The following is an 18,792-nucleotide window of genomic DNA, read 5'->3' on the forward strand; positions in this document are numbered from 1 at the left end:
TGATAGAAGCTGAGGCGTAATTTGTCACCGAGGCCTAAGCTCTATGAAATGCTATGTGATTAATCTTGATCGCTCTGAAGAGAGGTTAACCCATATAAGAAGCGTATTTACCAAAGAAGGCCTCGATTTTATCCGCGTCAAAGCTGTTGATGGCCGTTCTTTGTCTGATGAGCAATTCGAGGAGCTGACACGCGTTCGCAATTGGCCTAAAAAACTGGCAAGAGCGGAAGTCGGCTGTTTTCTCAGTCATCTTGAATGCTGGCGGTTGATTGCCGAAGGAGATGATCTCTATGGAGCCGTGTTCGAGGATGACATAAAACTTTCGCCCCATGCCCATTTGTTTTTGAAAAACTATGATTGGGTGCCTGAAGGGTGTGACATTGTTAAACTAGATACCGCACGAATCGTTTGTGTTTTAAAAAAATTCGACACCGAACTTGCCGACCATTACAAATTGGGACGACTTGTTAGCAAACATTATTGTTCCGGTGGTTACATCATGTCGAAAGCTTGCGCCAGACGGCTATATGACGAAATCAAACTTGTCACGGCACCGATTGATGAAATCATGTATAATCCGGAATGCGGCGTTTGCCGTTCCCTCAATATCGAGCAGATGTTTCCGGCTATCGCTATCCAGATCGGGCTTTCCAGCACGATTCTTGCAGATCGAAAGAAGGTCAAATCTGTTAAACGAGTGAAGCGCCCGATCTCGCAAAGAATACGGCGTGAGTTAAATCGTTTAAAAAAACGGTACGTGAAACCCTGGTTTTTGAAAACATTTCGCGGCTTTTATTGGGGCATTGTCCCGTTTCGTTAATCGTAACTTTTTGAAAACAAAGGTTTTTTAAATGCATATCAGCTATGCATAATTGTGGGTTGTTGTTTGGGGTCTCATGCAATATCTTTCCTCTTGCTGGATTACTCCTCCTCCCAAATCCAGCAAGTTGAATGCAGCACCTCCTCCTCCCATAGCTGCATTCGGAATCAAAGGCTGCGCATCTCCTCCCGCGCGGCCTTTTTCTTTTCTTGAAAAATATCTGGCAATCTCCAATTCTTGCCACCTGATTACAACACCCGCTATTTCATATTCATCAACCGCCTGATCGTTCACCATTTTGCCGGATGAAAATTCACCATTTGGCTTAATGATAACCAAGAGCCAAAATGGCAATCTGGAACCTTCGCAACAATTTCCATCAATATCCTGATAAGGATGTTAAGGTCTAAAGGCGTTTTCTCCTAATAAAAACAAGTTTTGTTGAATCACAAATACGAGATCAGCAATAAAAAAATCCTTATGCCGAAAACAACAATTTAAATCCGGAATTGAATATGGGGAATTGTCGACTTTGAAGTTCTCAACCGGTGATTTATTTTTTCATTACTTTTTAAAGTAACTTATAGCCCGTAAACGTGCCTATAGTTCGGTGAACAGCCAATTCATACGGGATTTCTTTTCAGGTTTCTGTGATTAGTCGAGTTATTATAGAACTTCAAAAAGCCTGTTCCGTTAAAGGTGTTTTTTGGGAAAAACCGGCTGCGATTTCTATGCGGGTATTTTCCGGCTGGAATTTTGATGTAAAAAATTTTTTAATCGAAATCACGGAAACTGTATAAGGTTAACATTCTGTTAATTATCACGTATTTAATTGGGTTACACGAAGCTGATTCGTTTTAACTGCCTTGATTGAAACAATCTCGATTGAAACAATGAAGAGGGGAATATGCGCGTAAAAACTATTCTGGTTGCTGCCAGCCTTTTGGCTAGTGCAACACTTGCCGGTTGTACAACCACGGGAGGCTCGTCATCGACGCTTGCGGCCTATTCTCAGGTCAATGATGGCGGATTTATTATTCCCGCAATCAAGGCAAACGAGATCAAACCGGAATTTCGCCGGCAGATTGTAGCCTATCCGACAGATGAAAAGCCGGGAACAATTATTATTGATACTGCCAACAAGCACCTTTATTACATCATGCCGGATGGCAAGGCCATGCGTTATGGCATTGGCGTGGGGCGTGACGGATTCCGTTGGACGGGGAATGCAACAATTGGACGTAAGGCGGAATGGCCAGCCTGGGTTCCGCCACAGCGTATGTTGGTACGCCAGCCGGAATTGAAAGAATTTGCCGGTGGAATGAAACCGGGCTTGCAAAACCCGCTTGGTGCGCGTGCGCTCTATCTTTATAAAGATGGCAAGGACAGCATGTTCAGACTGCATGGCACGCCTGAATGGTGGACGATTGGTACCAATGTGTCATCCGGATGCATCCGCCTTATCAATCAGGATATTATAGATCTTTATAATCGTGCGGAAGTCGGCGCAAAGGTTATCGTAAAATAATCGGGGGTTATCGTAAAATAATCGGGGTTACGCTCGTTAAATAGGGAACAAAGTTTTCCCCTTTATTGAAGCGCGGATTTTCTCCGCGCTTTTTATTTTTCAATATTGTTTTCCGGCTGCATTATTTTTGGCTTGTTCAAGAAAGGGAAGTTCCCGACTTTTATCACTTGTCAGGTTTTTTCAAGTCGATGCAACAGAAAAGACAGATAAAATCCGCTCAATTCTTTCGCTAAATGCCGGTCTCAACGGCATATTCGGGTCATTCAGTTATTCCGGTCATTCATATATTCCGCTCAAGCAATGGTCGAATTATTTTCAATCGTCAGGGGCGGCACGCTCTTTAACGGGACGGCCGCGTCAGGATATAAATCGAAATCACAATCAAAATGCAAATTGTTGCGAGCGCCAGCCATAGAACCGGCTGTGCTATCAACATAAACGAGCAAAATCCTATAGCCATCCCTCCGACGGCCAGAAATTTGATAAAAGGCGATATGACCCCGCGTTCTTCCCATTGCTTGATAGGAGGGCCGAAAATTTTATGATGATGAAGCCAATTGTGAAAACGCGGAGATGACCTTGCGAAACACCAGGATGCGACAAGCAAAAACGGCACCGTCGGCATAATGGGCAAAACAGCTCCGATAATGCCCAGAACGACCATAAGACAGCCTATAACCAGATAAACTATACGCAATGGTGCAGGAGTATTGAACTCTTTCATCGTCTGATATCTACACTTTTTAAAAACTCATAGTTGTACAATAATTTGTCCAAAAATAGGGCAAATAATTGATAATAATGGCAAAAATGCCTTTTCACAGCCATGTGAACAACACAACCATCGGTTAAGAAACCTCATTCGCTTAATCCCCCGAAACTCTAACCGGTTAGCAGGATATGTGTTTTTTGACCGATAAAAAAAGACTTCTATCGTTCCTGACAGCAATTTTTGTTGTCTGTTTTTCCAGTTTTGGTAACGCGGCGCTCAGTCATGGTCATATCAATCATGGTGGGCAATGCGGTGGTGCATCCTGGTATGCATTGCATTCCAAAACAGCTTCAGGCGAAAAGATGAATCCCTTCGCTATGACAGCCGCGCATAAGACATTACCGCTTGGAAGCAAAATCAGAGTGACCAACAAGTTCAATGGAAAATCGATTATTGTGCGTATCAATGATCGCGGCCCATTTATTGCCGGTCGGATTCTGGATTTGTCCAAAGGGGCAGCCAATCAACTCGGTTTTGTCCAAAACGGGTTAACCAATGTTTGTTATGAACGGTTAAGCTGAAAGCAATAGAGAAAAAGGGGAAGCACTGTCTTCCCCCTTTTATTTTGGCATATTATTTGCCAAAATTTTTGAGTGACCGCAAGCCGATTGCAAAACCGATCCAGCCCCAGCCCTGAAAGATAAGGTCGATCGACAGAAACAGGCCGAGAACCCAAAGTGTGTTGGCAGGCCAACCGGTTGTGATAACGAGACCGGCAATAGCGGTAATAATACCGGCTGCAATAATCCACCCATGGCCTTTGAGTTCGCGGCTCTGGAAGCCGATAACAACACGGATAACACCGGCTACAACAAGCAGGAAGCCGAGCAGGAATGTAAACACGGCAGCCGCCAGAATTGGCTGGATAAGGCAGACAATGCCACCGAACGTATAAAGAATACCTGCGAGCAGCCAGTAGAAAAAACGTCCCCAGCTTTTAACGCCGAATGCATGAATGAGCTGCACAATACCACCCACCAGCATCATAAGTCCGATATAGATAGCGACGGCTTCTGTTGCGAATGGCAAAGTAAATGCTGCAACAATGCCGACAAGCAGCAGGATAATTCCAAGAACCAAAAACCACCCCCACTTCGCCGATAGCTCGCTTGCACCATCCAGGGGATTCCAATTATTTGAACTCACGACGGTTTTTCCTTTTCAAAATGACTGTTTCAGAAGAATGCGTTTTATGGCATTGCTATTTGACATGGGCAATACCATTTTCGCGTTACCGTTATCATAGAATATAAAAAGAAATAACATAGAAAAAAAGAAGGTTCATCATTATCGCGGTTATCGACCTTTATGAAGACCAATGAAAGTAAAGTAACCAATGCATGTGTTTATTGAAAATTATTGGCCGCATATCCTAGCCTTATTGTCGTTTTTTCTGGGGCTTGGTGCTGCAATCCATGCCACTATGACAAAGCAGGAGGTTCGCACCGCTATCGGGTGGGTTGGTGTCATTATGCTTTCGCCCGTTTTGGGTGCTGTCATCTATGGTATTTTCGGTATCAACCGCATTCATAACAATGTTGTTTATAAACGGCACCGGCACGCCGGCAGCAAAGGTCATGCGCGTGCCGATAAGTATGATTGTTCGGATAGTTATATTCTGAACCGGTTCGGGCGTCTTGCTGCGCCCATGAAAAAACTTGGCGATCATGTAAGCCTTGGCCGGATGACGCGCGGCAATCATTTAACAGTTCTTGATAATGGCGATGAAGCTTATAGTGCTATGTTAAGCGCAATCGGTGCGGCCAAGCGTTGTTTGATTCTCGAATGTTACATTTTTGACCGCGACGGTATGGGGGAGCTTTTTGTTGAAGCTTTGTCTGCTGCTGTTCGCCGCGGTGTCGAGGTGCGTGTTCTTATTGATGCGGTCGGTGCGCGCTATTCAATCCCTTCGATTGTCCGTGATTTACGGCGTGAAAAAGTCCCCGTCGCGGTTTTTAACGGCAATATTATTATCGGTTTACGTCTGCCTTATGCCAATTTGCGCACGCACAGAAAAATTCTCGTTGTCGACGGGAGTGTTGCTTTTACTGGCGGGATGAATATCCGTGCCGGTTTTTCACAGACATTCAGCGGTGAAAAAACCGCCGACGATACCCATTTTCGCGTGGAAGGGCCGGCTGTTGCCGATATTTTTTCGGTCGCAGCCAATGATTGGGCTTTTGCCAAAGGGGAAAATCTCGACACCAAAATCTGGGCTATTCCGGCAATCAAGGAAAAATCCGACGAAGGTGTCTGCGTCCGCGTCGTGCCAACCGGTCCCGACCGTTTGATCGAAACAAACCAACGCATGTTGATCGGTGCATTCTCGCTTGCCGAAAAGCATATTCGTATCATGACACCCTATCTTTTACCCGACAGGGAATTGATTAGCGCGCTGGTAACAGCCGCCCGTCGCGGTGTCGACGTTGATATTGTCGTGCCGGGAAATAACAATTTGAAACTTGTCGACCGGGCCATGCGTGCCCAATTCGATCAGCTTTTGCGTGACGGGTGCCGTATATGGCGTGCAAAAGGGCCTTTCAATCATTCAAAACTCATGGAGATCGACGATCGCTGGAGCTATGTCGGTTCATCCAATCTTGACTCGCGTTCATTAAGACTGAATTTCGAGATCGATATGGAAATATTCGACGAAACACTTGCCCGCTATCTTTCGGAAAAAATACAGCATGAGCAGGAAGATGCGCGTGAAGTCAGAATGGAAGATCTTGTAAATCGGCCATTTCTTTCGCGTTTGATTGACAGGGTTATCTGGCTAGGTTCGCCCTATCTTTGATATTTTTCCAAGCTGTCGATTGCGCTGTCGCGACATGGGGCTATTGCCGTTATAAAAGTTCTTTATCTACCGGAAAATCGGCCTCTATTGACGAAAACCGAGTGCCTGAAACTGATAGGCTCGATGTGTTTCGAGCCTCTCGAAACAGGGGAGCGCCGTTTAAACAATCGTTTTCCGGCTTCAACCTGTTTTTCCGGCTTTATAAACGGAATTATTCCGTAAATTTTTCTGTTTCACGTTTCGCCCGTTCCTTGAGCAGTTTGGTTGCTCCCTCAAGGTCGATTTCCGCTTTGATAGGCAAATGGTCGGAAGCAAGCCGTGCAAGCGGCGAGTTATGGATTTCTATATTGGAAACGAGTTCATGCGGATAGGCAAAAACACGGTCAAGCGCCAAAACAGGAAAGCGCGAAGGAAAACTCGGCAATGTTCCCAAGCGCAAATCAAAAAACGGAGCAAGGCTTTTGAGAGACGATGTTCTGCCCAATCGCCATTCGTTCAAATCGCCGATCATGATTGTCGGCATGATGTCACGTTTTTTCAGAATAGACAAAATAAGCTTTGCCTGTTGAATCCTTGAATGGTGCAAGAGACCGAAATGGGCGGCAACAATGCGGATAAGCCCGACCGGCATATCGAGTTCGACGATGAGCGCACCACGCGGTTCAACACCGGGCAGTTTCAGTTGGACAATATCTTTGACTTTCCCATTGCGCATGAAAAGAGCATTGCCATGCCAGCCTAATCCGCGTGGGGACATTGTATTGATTGGTACACGCTCCAAACCGGTTTCCGATTTCAGAAGTTCCGGATCAAGCAAACCTATTCTTTCGCCGAAACGCTTGTCAGCTTCCTGAAAAGCCATAATATCGGGATTGAGTTCGGCAACGACATGCACAATCCTCTCCGGATCGAACACATTGTCGACACCGACACATTTATGAATATTGTATGAGCCGACGACCATATCGTAAGTGTCACGATCGGCATCTTTCGGACGGTGTCCATGACGATTGCGGACAGCCTGCAATAATCTTGTCTGGAGGGCTTTTTGACTTAATTGGCTTGGCCAATGGAACTTTTTATTTTTAAGGATGTCCATGATTTTTTCTGAAAGCAGATTTGCCCCGCTCGAAAGCTTTGATTATTATATGAAGTGACAGCTATAAAACTACAAGCTTTGTCGCTTGAAATTGAAGACTATTACCACCTATTTTTTCACCAAAATATGATAAAAGATTTAATTGCCGCGAGACAGGTTGCATAACCATTTAAAATGGGACACCAACGCCTGCAAAAAATGGAAGATAAACACCATGGTTGATATGAGCGACGATCAAGCAATTATAATCGAAGCTTTTTCACAAAACAGTTTCAAAAAACATTCCGGCCCTGTTGCCTTTAACCGTATCGAATTGAATGCGATATTACGTGTCTATGGACAAATGGTGGCTGCCGGCGAATGGCGCGATTACGCGATTGACCATCTGGATGACAAAGCGGTGTTTTCCATTTTTCGCCGAACCGCTGAAATACCGCTTTATCGTGTCGAGAAAAACCCGAAATTGGCAAACCGTCAAGGTGCTTACAGTGTCATTGCAGCAAGCGGATTGATCCTGAAACGCGGCAAGGAACTCCGCAATGTTCTGAAAGTTTTTGACAAGAAGCTCTTCAAAATTGTCTGAGCTTGTCATTGAAGGTGTTGTTGCGGAAAGCAGCACTGATGTTTGCCAATTTTTAAACAGGCGAACAAGAACTTTTTTGAAGAGACGAATAAGAATTCAAGAAAAAGAAAAATCGTTAAAAAGAAAACCCCGCCTTTAAAAAAGACGGGGTTTAAAGAACGGTTTTGTTTGAATTCTTTATGAATTGCGATTCTGTCCGAGGAATTGCAACAGGAAGACAAACATATTGATGAAATCGAGATAGAGTGTCAAAGCACCCATCACAACCTTGCGGCCACGTGTTTCGGCTTCATCACCTTCATAATACATAACTTTGATTGTCTGGGTGTCATAAGCGGTAAGACCGGCAAAAATGAGAACACCGATAATCGAGATGGCAAATTGCAGTGCATTCGACCCCAGAAAAAGATTGACAACCATGGCCAACAGAAGGCCGATCAACCCCATAAACAGGAACGACCCCATACCTGTCAGATCACGCTTTGTCGTATAACCGTAAAGCGACAGGGAACCGAAAGCGGCCGCTGAAATGAAGAATGTTTGTGTAATGCTTGCAGGTGTGTAGCGCAGAATAATGGATGAAAGCGACAATCCTACGAGTGCTGCATAAACAAAAAACAGCATACGTGCCGAGCTTGTGCTCAACGACCCGATTTTGAAGCTCAAAAAGAACACTGCAATGAGCGGAGCAAACATCACAACATAAGCAAACGGTGAAGTATAGAAAGTAACACCGAATGATGTCAGATAAACGCCGTTTGGCAACATGTAAGGTGTCGGGTCACTCGATGTTGCAAGTGAAGCGATAACAAATGCTGCAATACCCGTAATAACAAGCCCGATTGCCATTGCATTGTAAACGCCAAGCATATAACTGCGCAGTCCCATGTCGATGGAAGCATCGGCCTGAGTTGCAGTTGTCGGACGAAAGTTTCTAAAATCAGCCATATAAATAATCCTTTAGCTTGTGTTCCGGACGGTGTCGGGCAAAATGGTTCAAAAAAAGTGATTCCCCCATTCTAATCCCAGGCGCCGCTGGCGGAACCCCAGCATGCCTAACTGATATTATGGGCATTAATTTGAAAAAATACAAGTCTCGCATCATCCGGAATAGATTACAATTCTTTTAGAAAACGTGACGGTTTTTCACTCAATATATGCCAGGTTCCGATAAGGCCGAAGCCGATGGTCAGAATAAGTGCCGTGCAAATGACGGCAATACCGGAAGTGAATGAAAAATGGATGTTGATTATTTCCATTTTGTATCGGCCAATCAAGGAGCCGGCAACCGTTCCGGCAACAAACGCAAATATTGCTGTTGCCAAGCCGACAATTGCATATTCTGCAAAATAGGCTTTAAAGAGCATTTTGCGGGTTGCTCCCAAAGTTTTCAAGATAACGGCATCATGAATGCGCGACTGGTTGGTCGAAGAAAGTATGCCGATCAGGACAAGGATTGCAGCCATAATGGCTATTGTCGAGGATGCACGAATAGCTATGCCGATTTCATCAACTATTTTTCTTGCGTCATCAAGTACCTGATGAACCGGAACCACCGTAATTGAAGGGAAACGGCTGGCGATTTCACGCATTAATCCGGCTTCGTTAACCGGATGATTGCCCCCTTCTTTGAAAGTTGCGAGAAAAACATGTGGCGCGCCTTTCAAGGCTTCCGGCGAAAAAATCATGACAAAATTCATGGCGAACGAGTCCCAGTCGACACGACGAAGACTGGTGATGCGGGCGGTTATTTCCCGCCCCGATATATTGACAGTTATCGTATCGCCAAGTTTCAGAAAAAGCCCTTTTGCTTCCCGATCGGAAACCGATACTTCTATGGCTTTGTTACTGTCATTTTTCCACCATTGGCCTTCGGAAAGAACGGTGTTTTCGGGCATGGTTTCAGAATAGGTTATATTGCGGTCACCGCGTAAGACCCATTCACTCTCTTCTTTTACTTTTCTGTTCTTTACCGGTTCACCGTTTATTTTTGTAATACGGGCGCGCAATGTCGGCATCATCCTGAAGGTTCCGGAAGGATCGTATTGTTTCAGAAAATTTGAAAAATCCTCGGCATCGCTTTTCAGAATATCCATGAAAAAGAAATCGGGCGCTTTTTCAGGGACAGAGCCGGAAAGTTCGGCTCTTAAATTATTATCGATTGTCGAAAGCGTAACAAGCAATGTCAGACCAAGACCAAGTGCCAGAACAACCGAAGGTGTAATGGAGCGCGGGCGATAAATATTGCCGATAGCAACGCGCAAGATCGTTGAGCGCATATGGGCACATTTGCGTGCAGCAAAAGTAATGGCCGAAGCAACGCCTCTCAATACGAGGAAGACGACGATGACAGCGATGATGAAGATAAAGGCCAATCGTTTGTCAGATGCGGTTAAAATTGCGAGAGTAGCTGTTACAAGCAATAATATTGCGGTCAACAACCATCCGGATTTGTCGGATTTTTTAAGCTCTTCCCCGCCAAAAGGATGAAGAAGCGTTGTTACGGACGTAAAGCGCGAACGCGATAGAGGCAGAATGGCAAAAGCTGCTGTCGTCAACAATGCAAAGATAATTGCAAGTACCAGACTGATCGGTGAAAAATGCGCTTCTCCGAAAAAAGGTAGATATTGGCGGATGATAAGGCTTGCCGCAAAGGGAATGATCGTCGCAAAAACAAGACCTATTATAATTCCGATCAGCGCGATGAGCATAATTTGTGAAAAATAAATTTCGATAATCAAGCGCGAACGTGCACCAAGGGCTTTGAATATGGCAATAACCTTGCGTTTTTTGTCCATATAGGCGTTGACAGAATTTGCAATTCCTACGCCGCCGACAATGAGTGCTGTCAGTCCTATGAGAGTAAGAAAACTGGTAAAACGTTCAATGTTTTTTTGCAAAACCGGAGCGGCATCAACGCGACTGCGGATAGACCAACCATTATCCGAGAACTGTTTTTCATGATTGTGTTGGAGGTCGTGCAGGAAACTGTCGGAGCTATTGTCGAGCGCAATTTTATAGACAAAATTGCGCAAGCTTCCCGGAACCAGCAATCCCGTTTCACGTAACGCATCAATCGACATGAAAAGCCGTGGGCCAAGCTGGAAACCTTCCGACAAAAGATCGGGTTCTTCGTCGAGAACAGCGCGAATTGTAAAATCACGATCGCCAATTTTAATTTTGTCGCCGATATGAAGTTGAAGCCGCTCCATGAGAAGTTTCTGGGCAACAACACCAAATCCCTTATCGTCTTTTTTGAACAGATCTTCGTTTCCCGCCGGTGGCAGGGTCTTTAAGGTACCATAAAGCGGATAGAAGCTGTCGACAGCCTTTATTTCGACCAATGTGCTGTCACTTGTATCGGCGCGCCGCGCCATGGAACGCATAAGAATGCTTTCGGATACTTTGCCATTGGCTTTGAAAAATGCCAATTCCTGTTCGTTTGCTTCGCGCTGGGTCAGGCCGAAACGTATATCACCGGCAAGGATAAGCTGCCCCTGATCGTTAATTTCGCGGGAAATATTTCGCGAAACACCGTCGACACCACCAATGGCTGCAACACCCAATATAATAAGACACAGGAAAATATAAAACCCGTTCAAGCCACTGCGCATTTCTCGCAAACAAAACCGCCAAGCGAGGCGAAGTTCCTGAAACAGGCTCATACTGCCGCTCCACTGTCTTTTTCAATCAAACCGTTGCGTACATAAATCTGACGCCCGCATCGCGCGGCAAGGCTTCTGTCATGGGTAACAAGAACGGTTGTCAATCCATGCTCTGCGGCACGTTTGAAAATGAGATCTGCTATGGTTTTACCGGTATCGGTGTCGAGATTGCCGGTGGGTTCGTCGGCAATCAATATGCGGGGATTGGGCGAGAGTGCACGTGCAATGGCGACGCGCTGCTGCTCGCCACCCGATAATGTCGCGGGGTAATGATCGAGACGTTCGCCAAGTCCCACATGTTCAAGTTCCTGTTTTGCAATATCGAAAGCATCGGCATTTCCCGAAAGTTCAAGCGGAACAGCGGCGTTTTCCCAAGCTGTCATATTTGGAATAAGCTGGAATGATTGAAAAACAATGCCGATATTCTGCCCGCGAAAAAGTGCTGCTTCATCTTCATTCATCTTATCAATACGCGTATCGGCAATGAATATTTCGCCACTGTCAATTTTCTCTAGCCCTGCAAGCACCATAAGCAATGTTGATTTGCCGGAACCGGATGGGCCAACAATACCGACAGTTTCACCGCGATGTATCTCCAGTGACAGATTCTTTAAAACGTGAACGCGAGAACTACCTTCACCAAGAGTAAGATCAATATTTTTGAGTTCAACCAAAGCTCTTGCCACAAATAACTCCTGTTCTTATGTCACAAACTGATCTAGGATTATAACGATACTTCACGCCGAGGGGTAAAAAATGTTGCGGCCTTTTATTTGTGCATTCATCGGGCTTTTTCTAGGCAGCATTGCGGTTTTTCCTGCATCCGCCCAACAAGCCGGTCAAATTGACGAACCGGCGCGCGAAGACAGTGAAACACCGGTTCTCGATGATGACTTGGCCCCGCCACGCCCTTTCCAGATTGTCGGTTTCGGCGATAGCCTGATGGCAGGTTACAGGCTCCCCGTCGACAAGTCGTTTACTGCTGTCCTTGAAGCTGCATTGCAGGCGAAAAATTACAACATATCGGTAATCAATGCCGGCGTTTCAGGTGATACAACAACCGGTGGCAGGGAGCGCATCGACTGGTCGGTGCCGGATCAGACCGGCCTCGTCATTCTAGAACTCGGTGCCAATGATATGTTGCGCGGCATCGACCCCAAGGTAACCGAGGATAATCTCGATTTTATGTTGTCGCGGCTGAAAGATCGCAAAATCCCCGTCATACTGGTCGGCATGAAAAGTGCCCCTAATTATGGCAAGGACAAAGCCGGACAATTTGAAGCCATTTACCCGCGCCTTGCCGACAAATATCATACCGCTTTTTATCCTTTCTTTTTGGAAGGCGTAGCAGGGCATCAGGATTTGCAGCTTGATGACGGGAAACATCCAAACGATAAAGGCGTTACTGTTATTGTTGAAAAAATGTTGCCGATGATTGAAAAAACGTTGAACGGATTAGGAGTAAACCACCAATAAGCGGGTGGCAGTCAATTTTTGCCGATCACGTTTATTGCGACCATCCGTTCTGGAACCTTGTCGATAAAAAGTTACTAAATAAAACCAATTCCCGTTATACGGGATTTGAAAGGAAAAATCCGAATATCCTGTTATGCCGATTATCAATCTCCATAAAGAACATCCTCTTGATGACGGGCGACAATCCGAAAAAGCTTTAATGGTGCGTCATGGCGTACAAAGGCTTTTTTTGCGGCTTGGCATTCCGGTTTTAAGCGAGTTGCCACTTGCCGACGGAAGGCGCGCCGATCTCGTTGGAATAGGGCGCAAGGGTGAAGTGATTATTGTCGAGATCAAATCATCAATCGGAGATTTGAAGGCAGATCATAAATGGCAGGATTATCGCGCCCATTGTGACAGACTTTATTTCGCAAGCCACGCCGAAGTCCCAATGGAACTGTTTCCGGAAAGTTGCGGGTTTATTCTGGCCGACGGGTTTGACGGCTATATCATGCGCGACGCCCCCGAACACCGTATGTCGGCAGCAACACGTAAATCGGTCATGTTGCGTTTTTCAAGGGTTGCAGCAAGAAGACTGACGAAAGCCGAGCTTGATGGATTTGATCTTGCTGTTGATAGCGATGAAAAATCCGATTGATTGCGCATTTGACAATAAACCGGAAAGGGCAAGCTTTTCGCGTTTCACTTTTGGCTGCCAATGAGCAATTTCGAGCGAGCGCTACTTCAGAATATGTTATTATTTAACGGCTTGCTATGTCCGGATTGTTGCTCTTGTCACTTTCGTTCGCGTCGCTTTTATTCCGGCCGGAAGAATATCATTTCACCTTGGCGCGCGTTTTGCCAGAATGCGTTGCAAGGTGCGCCGGTGCATGTTCAATCTGCGGGCAGTTTCTGAAACGTTACGATCACACATTTCATAAACGCGCTGGATGTGTTCCCAGCGTACACGATCAGCCGACATGGGGTTTTCCGGAACCGGAGCTTTTTCGCCAGCGTGGCGGGTAAGAGCACCGAATATATCGTCGGCATCGGCAGGTTTCGAGAGATAATCGATTGCACCGAGCTTTACAGCATTAACCGCCGAAGCAATATTGCCATAACCGGTCAATACAATCATATGGGTATCGGAACGGCATTTACGAATTTCCTCGATGACATCAAGTCCGTTGCCATCCCCCAATTTGAGGTCTACCACCGCATAAGCGGGTGGATTATGACGCACATTGGCGATTCCGTCCTGCACTGATTCGGCCATGGTCACACTGAAGCCACGTGCTTCCATGGCACGTGCGAGACGGTGGAGAAACGGCTTGTCATCGTCAACCAGAAGCAATGAAGTATCGGCTCCAATCGCGTCCTGATTATGTGCAGTATCAGTCATGCATTGTCCTTTATCCGGTAGGTCCAAATGTATCGTTTGGCTGTCAACATTAGCCTTGACTGCGACAAAATGTCAAATCGTCTTGGTCTTGGTCAGGCTCTTTCGACTCCATGCCAGATAAACTTCTGCACCATATTCTTTTTTCGGACTATTCCTGAAACGCAAAAGCGCACCGGATCTTTCGAGAAGTGTTTTGGCAATAAACAATCCAAGTCCCAATCCCCCGCCCTGACTGTCGGCATGGCGGCTTGTCGTATAAGGCTCGCCGATGCGATCAAGAATTGACGGGTCATAACCATGTCCATCATCAATAATAGTCAAGGCAACATATTTTTCATTCCATTTATACTGGATAATGATTTTGCTGCGCGCAAAATCGACTGCATTTTCCAAAAGATTGCCGAGGCCATACAAAATACCGGGATTGCGCGGAAAAACCGGTTCGTCACCGACCGTTTCGCCCTTTTCGATAATAATGTCGATACCGAATTCACGTAACGGTTCGGAAACTTCCTGAAGAAGCTCCAGAAGGCTCAAATGTGAAAGATGGTCTTCACCCTGGCTTGAAAGTGTCGTCAAACGTTTCAATATGTTTCTGCAACGTTCTGTCTGGCTTAAAAGAAGGCTTAAATCGTCGCCGATTGCAGGATCATCCTTCAATCCGTTGTACATTTCTTTGACAACAAGCTGGATTGTTGCAAGCGGTGTTCCAAGTTCATGCGCCGCGGCGGCAGCCAGACCATCGAGTTCGGACAGGTGTTTTTCATGCTGCATGATGAGTTCGGTGGCACTGAGCGCATCGGCCAGACTTCTGGTTTCTTCCGCCACTCTGTAACCATAGGCTGTCGTGAAGATGAGGAACGAAACAATTGCCGTCCATATACCGTCGACAAGAAGCCGTGGTGTCTCGATTGTCCGCCCCGGATACCAGGGCAAAGGTTCCGAATAGGTTGAAAGAATGCTGGCAAAAATGATAACCAGAAGATTGAGAAAAATGATATGTTTGCGCGGAAGAGACGTTGCAGATATTACGGCGGGTGCAATTAACAAAACCGAAAACGGATTTTGCAAACCGCCTGTCAAATAAAGCAAAGCCGCATATTGCAGAATATCGACGCCCAGTATTGTAGTTGCAACATTGGATGACAAGCGGTCATTGATGGAATAAAAAAAGGTCAGAAAAATATTGAGCCAGATGGATGCGGCAATCAATATTGTGCATGGAATGATGGGAAACTTAAATCCGAGATAAACAGAAACAAAAGCAATTGTAATTGTCTGGCTGAAAATCGCAAGCCAACGGATACGCACAAGTGTCGTCGAACGCAAACGGCGCGAATAGGTGGAGGTGCGTTGAAAAAATTCCTTTTCCATCATTTTACCTTTGCGACGTTACCCGCATTTTATTCAAGGGAAGTTCGACGGGCTAATCCCGTATGATGTGTTTAAAGCCGATTATTGTCCGGATTTCAACCGGTTCGAGGTTTTGCCCGTCGCGTCGGGAGTGCGGAAAGCGGATCTTCCGGCCACGGGTGTTTGGGATAACGGCCGCGCATGTCGGCTCTTACATCGTTCCATGAACCACGCCAGAAGCCCGGCAAATCCCGCGTGATCTGTATTGGCCGGTGCGAGGGGGAAAGGAGTTCCAGAACAAGTGGTATATGCCCGTCGGCAATGGAAGGATGTTGACTTAGCCCGAATAATTCCTGAACACGAACAGAGATGAGAGGTGCTTCCCCTTCATAATTGATCGCAATATCAGAGCCGGTCGGTACTGTAAAATGCGTTGGCGCTTTTTTATCTATTTCATTTTGCAGTTGATAAGGAACAAGCGAAACAAGACCGTTATAAATGCTATTGTCTCTTATTCTATCAAGCTGCGGTTCGCCTGTCAGGAAGGGTAAAAGCCAGTCATCGAGCTTCTCTAAAAGTTCTTTATCCGACATTTCGGGCCACGGTTCTCCAAGCCCCTGATGCAACCACTGAAGCCGTTGTCTTAAAGCAATGGTCTCTTTTGTCCACGGGAGAATGTTCAGCCCATAACGGCGGATAGCCATAATAACAGCCTGATCGGCTTTTTCACCTTTTGGCAGCGGAAGTGTTTTTTCACCAAGAACAACCGCCCCGATTTTTTGAATTTCTCGCGCACGCAAGGAATGCGATTGCGCGTCAAAAGAAATTTCTGTGCGGCCTTCTATCTCGGCGTTCAAAACAGTGCGGATTGTTTCTTCGTCGATTTTTGTGGCTGTAATGATACGCGCCTCTTCGGCTTTTCCCATCATATCGGCAACCACGAGATAATCTGTTTTGAAAAACGGCGATAATTCGTCGGCGACAACGCCTCTTCCATTGGCTGTTAAAAAACGCCCGTTATTGCCTCTTGCTTTGGCAACACGGTCAGGCCAAGCAAAAAGCAGAAGCCGCCCCGCCTGGTCGGCGGAAAGGAGGGGTAAATTATCAATATCATCACTGCTATCAGGATATTGTTGTTTGACAAGACGCTTGACCAGTAAACGCGCTTTTTTTGCTCTGTCCGATTTGTCTACACGGAAATTTTCAATTCTGCGTTCAATATCATCGTCGTTGCCGCCAAGTCCGCGCTCTGTCAAAATAACTGCAATTTCGCTTGCCAAATGCATTTCTTCAATGGTTTTTGTTTTGATAAGCATGGCGGATAAGCGTACCGGCAATGCGGTTTTGCGCATTTTTTCGCCTATGGCGGTGATGCGTCCATTTTTATCAATGGCATCGAGATTTTTTAACAGTTCGCGTGCTTCATTCAATTGCGGTTTTGACGGCGGGTCAAGAAAAACAAGTTGCGATATATCGGTGATGCCAAAGGCTGCGCTATCAAGCAAAAGGCCGGAAAGATCGGCGGTCAATATTTCTGGGGTTTGATAATCGGGAAGTGAAGATGTTTGCCCTTCATGCCAAAGACGCACGGCAATGCCATGCGAAGTTCTTCCGGCGCGGCCGGCGCGCTGGTCAACGGAAGCACGCGAAGCCCGAACCGTTTCCAGCCTTGTTATTCCGGTTGCAGGCTCAAAAAGCGGAACCCGCGAAAGCCCGCTATCAATAACAACGCCGACGCCCTCGATTGTCAGCGAGCTTTCGGCAATGGAGGTTGCAAGAACAATTTTACGCTTGCCCCGTTCCGCCGGTTTGATTGCCAAATCCTGTTCTTTACTATCCATTGCACCGTAAAGAGGAGCAATAATGGTATTTTTATCAACCATATCGGCAAGCAAACGTGCAGTTTTGTTTATTTCCCTTTGTCCGGGCAAAAAGGCCAGAATATTTTCCGGTTGTGACGACAACCAGTGATAGATGGTTTTTGCCATAGATTCTTCGAGATTGTCCCCGACCTTTCGGGGTTGGTAGACGATGTCGACAGGAAAGCTCCGCCCCTTGGATTCTATCAAAGGAGCCGATTGAAGAATTTTGGAAATTCTCGCCCCGTCAAGTGTTGCCGACATCACAAGAATTCTCAAATCGGGCCTTAACCCGCCCTGAATATCAAGCGTCAGTGCCAAGCCGAAATCGGCATCAAGACTGCGTTCATGAAATTCGTCGAATAAAACTGCTGCTACCTCCGATAATTCCGGATCGTCAAGAACCATGCGCGAATAAACCCCCTCGGTCACCACAACAATGCGCGTGCTTTTGGAAATTTTTTTATCAAAGCGCATGATATAGCCGACAGTTTCACCGACTTTTTCTCCTAGTCGCATTGCCATTTGGCGGGCAGCCGCACGAGCCGCAAGGCGCCTCGGTTCGAGCAGAATGAATTTTTTATCCCTGCACCAATCCTGTTTTAGCAAATGGAGCGGCACAAGGGTGGTTTTTCCGGCACCCGGCGGGGCAACAAGAATGGCTTTATTATTGTTTTGAAGCGCTTGATCGAGCGCAGGAAGTGCTTCGTTAACAGGAAGATTTTGTTTGTCTTGGTTCATACAGGCTTTGTGAATAACTATTGGAACATCTTTATGGCACGCAAAAGAAATAGACTTTCGCCCGTCAAATGCCAATAAATAAACAGCCTGACAATGCAGGATTAATCAAGGGAAAATATTATGACGATAAAACGTATTGATGCCAATAAACGGATGAGTGAAGCCGTTATTTATAATGGTATGGTTTTTCTTTCAGGGCAAGTTGGCAGCCCCGGAAAAACCACCAAAGAACAAACAGTAGAAGCACTTGCTGCAATCGACCGCCTCTTGAAACAGGCAGGAACCGATAAATCGCGCATTTTATCAGCAACAATCTGGCTTGCCGATATGGTTGATTTTGACGTTATGAACGAGGTTTGGGAAGCGTGGCTTGAAAAAGATTCAGCTCCCGCACGTGCAACTTGTGAAGCGCAGCTCGCCTCTCCTCTTTATCGGGTAGAAATCATTGTAACAGCCGCTCTCTAACGTGTTGGTGCCCGAAATTTTATAACCGGCGGTTTCATCATTTCGTTAAAGAAAACTGGAAAAAACTGTCTGAAAATATTGAAACGGGATGATCCCGTTTCAACAAATGGGCTGCGCTTATGAAAGCGCGGTAGCAGGTCAAAGGGATGATTTTGTTTAATTTCGATTGTGACATTCATATCGTTTTACGTAGAGTGGCATAATTTGAAGAGTGAACAAGTCGTTTGTTCAGTTTTTGAAATTGGATAACCGG

At 46.0% G+C, this 18,792-nt stretch carries 16 protein-coding genes and 2 pseudogenes; 8 read left to right on the top strand and 10 right to left on the bottom strand.

The features are described from left to right. Positions 1–43 precede the first annotated feature (43 nt). Positions 44–820 carry a glycosyltransferase family 25 protein gene (locus BBC0122_RS01095; protein ID WP_077990489.1) on the top strand — a complete coding sequence of 259 codons (777 nt, stop codon included), beginning with the start codon at positions 44–46 and terminating at the stop codon, positions 818–820. A gap of 42 nt (positions 821–862) precedes the next feature. Here BBC0122_RS01095 and BBC0122_RS01100 read toward each other — a convergent pair whose 3' ends face one another. Further along, entirely contained in the window at positions 863–1,174 is a 312-nt protein-coding gene (locus tag BBC0122_RS01100; protein ID WP_077990491.1) for a hypothetical protein, read from the bottom strand. A gap of 553 nt (positions 1,175–1,727) precedes the next feature. On the opposite strand from BBC0122_RS01100, the gene BBC0122_RS01105 reads away from it, so the two are divergent. Next, on the top strand, positions 1,728–2,348 hold the full coding sequence (locus BBC0122_RS01105; protein WP_077990492.1) for a L,D-transpeptidase: 621 nt from the start codon (positions 1,728–1,730) through the stop codon (positions 2,346–2,348). 340 nt (positions 2,349–2,688) lie between these two features. Here the strand turns inward: BBC0122_RS01105 and BBC0122_RS01110 are convergent, their stop codons facing one another. Then, positions 2,689–3,072 (bottom strand): YbaN family protein, encoded by a 384-nt coding sequence (locus tag BBC0122_RS01110; RefSeq protein WP_077990493.1) that lies wholly within the window; start codon positions 3,070–3,072, stop codon positions 2,689–2,691. 293 nt (positions 3,073–3,365) lie between these two features. Here BBC0122_RS01110 and BBC0122_RS01115 point away from each other — a divergent pair. Continuing rightward, a pseudogene (locus tag BBC0122_RS01115) lies at positions 3,366–3,641 on the top strand (septal ring lytic transglycosylase RlpA family protein); the annotation flags it as partial. Between the two features lie 52 nt (positions 3,642–3,693). On the opposite strand, the gene BBC0122_RS01120 reads toward BBC0122_RS01115, so the two are convergent. Further along, a complete protein-coding gene (locus tag BBC0122_RS01120; protein ID WP_077990497.1) occupies positions 3,694–4,266 on the bottom strand; it encodes an HdeD family acid-resistance protein in 573 nt (190 codons plus the stop codon). A 190-nt stretch (positions 4,267–4,456) separates the two neighbouring features. On the opposite strand from BBC0122_RS01120, the gene BBC0122_RS01125 reads away from it, so the two are divergent. Next, complete coding sequence (locus tag BBC0122_RS01125) at positions 4,457–5,917, top strand: phospholipase D-like domain-containing protein (RefSeq protein ID WP_077990498.1); 1,461 nt, start codon at positions 4,457–4,459, stop codon at positions 5,915–5,917. Between the two features lie 211 nt (positions 5,918–6,128). Here the strand turns inward: BBC0122_RS01125 and BBC0122_RS01130 are convergent, their stop codons facing one another. Further along, positions 6,129–7,016 carry an endonuclease/exonuclease/phosphatase family protein gene (locus BBC0122_RS01130; RefSeq protein WP_077990499.1) on the bottom strand — a complete coding sequence of 296 codons (888 nt, stop codon included), beginning with the start codon at positions 7,014–7,016 and terminating at the stop codon, positions 6,129–6,131. 292 nt (positions 7,017–7,308) lie between these two features. Between BBC0122_RS01130 and BBC0122_RS01135 the strand changes: the two are divergent. Continuing rightward, positions 7,309–7,599, top strand: a pseudogene (locus BBC0122_RS01135) (DUF2794 domain-containing protein); the annotation flags it as partial. 177 nt (positions 7,600–7,776) lie between these two features. Here BBC0122_RS01135 and BBC0122_RS01140 read toward each other — a convergent pair. From BBC0122_RS01140 to BBC0122_RS01150, 3 genes are all read right to left on the bottom strand, one after another. Next, positions 7,777–8,547, bottom strand: coding sequence for a Bax inhibitor-1/YccA family protein (locus BBC0122_RS01140; protein WP_077990500.1), 771 nt, complete (start codon positions 8,545–8,547; stop codon positions 7,777–7,779). Between the two features lie 167 nt (positions 8,548–8,714). Beyond that, positions 8,715–11,264: an ABC transporter permease gene (locus tag BBC0122_RS01145; protein ID WP_077990502.1), complete on the bottom strand. Its 2,550-nt coding sequence runs from the start codon at positions 11,262–11,264 to the stop codon at positions 8,715–8,717. After that, the gene (locus tag BBC0122_RS01150; RefSeq protein ID WP_077990504.1) at positions 11,261–11,950 is read right to left on the bottom strand and encodes an ABC transporter ATP-binding protein; all 690 of its coding nucleotides are present in this window, start codon (positions 11,948–11,950) and stop codon (positions 11,261–11,263) included. The genes BBC0122_RS01145 and BBC0122_RS01150 overlap by 4 nt, the downstream gene beginning before the upstream one ends. 70 nt (positions 11,951–12,020) lie before the next feature. Between BBC0122_RS01150 and BBC0122_RS01155 the strand changes: the two genes are divergently transcribed. Together BBC0122_RS01155 and BBC0122_RS01160 are read left to right on the top strand one after the other, a co-directional pair. Continuing rightward, positions 12,021–12,740, top strand: a complete 720-nt coding sequence (locus BBC0122_RS01155; RefSeq protein ID WP_077990505.1) for an arylesterase — start codon at positions 12,021–12,023, stop codon at positions 12,738–12,740. 133 nt (positions 12,741–12,873) lie between these two features. After that, a complete protein-coding gene (locus BBC0122_RS01160) occupies positions 12,874–13,377 on the top strand; it encodes an MmcB family DNA repair protein (RefSeq protein WP_077990507.1) in 504 nt (167 codons plus the stop codon). Positions 13,378–13,560: 183 nt separating this feature from the next. Here BBC0122_RS01160 and BBC0122_RS01165 read toward each other — a convergent pair whose 3' ends face one another. From BBC0122_RS01165 to hrpB, 3 genes are all read right to left on the bottom strand, one after another. Further along, positions 13,561–14,121 carry an ActR/PrrA/RegA family redox response regulator transcription factor gene (locus tag BBC0122_RS01165; RefSeq protein WP_077990508.1) on the bottom strand — a complete coding sequence of 187 codons (561 nt, stop codon included), beginning with the start codon at positions 14,119–14,121 and terminating at the stop codon, positions 13,561–13,563. Positions 14,122–14,193: 72 nt separating this feature from the next. Beyond that, positions 14,194–15,495, bottom strand: coding sequence for an ActS/PrrB/RegB family redox-sensitive histidine kinase (locus BBC0122_RS01170; protein WP_077990510.1), 1,302 nt, complete (start codon positions 15,493–15,495; stop codon positions 14,194–14,196). A 95-nt stretch (positions 15,496–15,590) separates the two neighbouring features. Continuing rightward, complete coding sequence (gene hrpB / locus BBC0122_RS01175; RefSeq protein WP_077990512.1) at positions 15,591–18,074, bottom strand: ATP-dependent helicase HrpB; 2,484 nt, start codon at positions 18,072–18,074, stop codon at positions 15,591–15,593. Between the two features lie 120 nt (positions 18,075–18,194). Between hrpB and BBC0122_RS01180 the strand changes: the two genes are divergently transcribed. After that, positions 18,195–18,539 carry a RidA family protein gene (locus BBC0122_RS01180; protein ID WP_077990513.1) on the top strand — a complete coding sequence of 115 codons (345 nt, stop codon included), beginning with the start codon at positions 18,195–18,197 and terminating at the stop codon, positions 18,537–18,539. Positions 18,540–18,792: the final 253 nt, after the last annotated feature.

The sequence above is a fragment of the Ditibartonella choladocola genome, from assembly GCF_002007565.1.
Lineage (GTDB): Bacteria > Pseudomonadota > Alphaproteobacteria > Rhizobiales > Rhizobiaceae > Bartonella > Bartonella choladocola.

Bases quoted from the DNA above. Each gene is read 5' to 3' on its own strand.
- BBC0122_RS01095 (WP_077990489.1), top strand. From the start codon at position 44: ATGAAATGCTATGTGATTAATCTTGATCGCTCTGAAGAGAGGTTAACC.
- BBC0122_RS01105 (WP_077990492.1), top strand. From the start codon at position 1,728: ATGCGCGTAAAAACTATTCTGGTTGCTGCCAGCCTTTTGGCTAGTGCA.
- BBC0122_RS01110 (WP_077990493.1), bottom strand. From the start codon at position 3,072: ATGAAAGAGTTCAATACTCCTGCACCATTGCGTATAGTTTATCTGGTT.
- BBC0122_RS01125 (WP_077990498.1), top strand. From the start codon at position 4,457: ATGCATGTGTTTATTGAAAATTATTGGCCGCATATCCTAGCCTTATTG.
- BBC0122_RS01130 (WP_077990499.1), bottom strand. From the start codon at position 7,016: ATGGACATCCTTAAAAATAAAAAGTTCCATTGGCCAAGCCAATTAAGT.
- BBC0122_RS01140 (WP_077990500.1), bottom strand. From the start codon at position 8,547: ATGGCTGATTTTAGAAACTTTCGTCCGACAACTGCAACTCAGGCCGAT.
- BBC0122_RS01145 (WP_077990502.1), bottom strand. From the start codon at position 11,264: ATGAGCCTGTTTCAGGAACTTCGCCTCGCTTGGCGGTTTTGTTTGCGA.
- BBC0122_RS01155 (WP_077990505.1), top strand. From the start codon at position 12,021: ATGTTGCGGCCTTTTATTTGTGCATTCATCGGGCTTTTTCTAGGCAGC.
- BBC0122_RS01160 (WP_077990507.1), top strand. From the start codon at position 12,874: ATGCCGATTATCAATCTCCATAAAGAACATCCTCTTGATGACGGGCGA.
- BBC0122_RS01165 (WP_077990508.1), bottom strand. From the start codon at position 14,121: ATGACTGATACTGCACATAATCAGGACGCGATTGGAGCCGATACTTCA.
- BBC0122_RS01170 (WP_077990510.1), bottom strand. From the start codon at position 15,495: ATGGAAAAGGAATTTTTTCAACGCACCTCCACCTATTCGCGCCGTTTG.
- hrpB (WP_077990512.1), bottom strand. From the start codon at position 18,074: ATGAACCAAGACAAACAAAATCTTCCTGTTAACGAAGCACTTCCTGCG.
- BBC0122_RS01180 (WP_077990513.1), top strand. From the start codon at position 18,195: ATGACGATAAAACGTATTGATGCCAATAAACGGATGAGTGAAGCCGTT.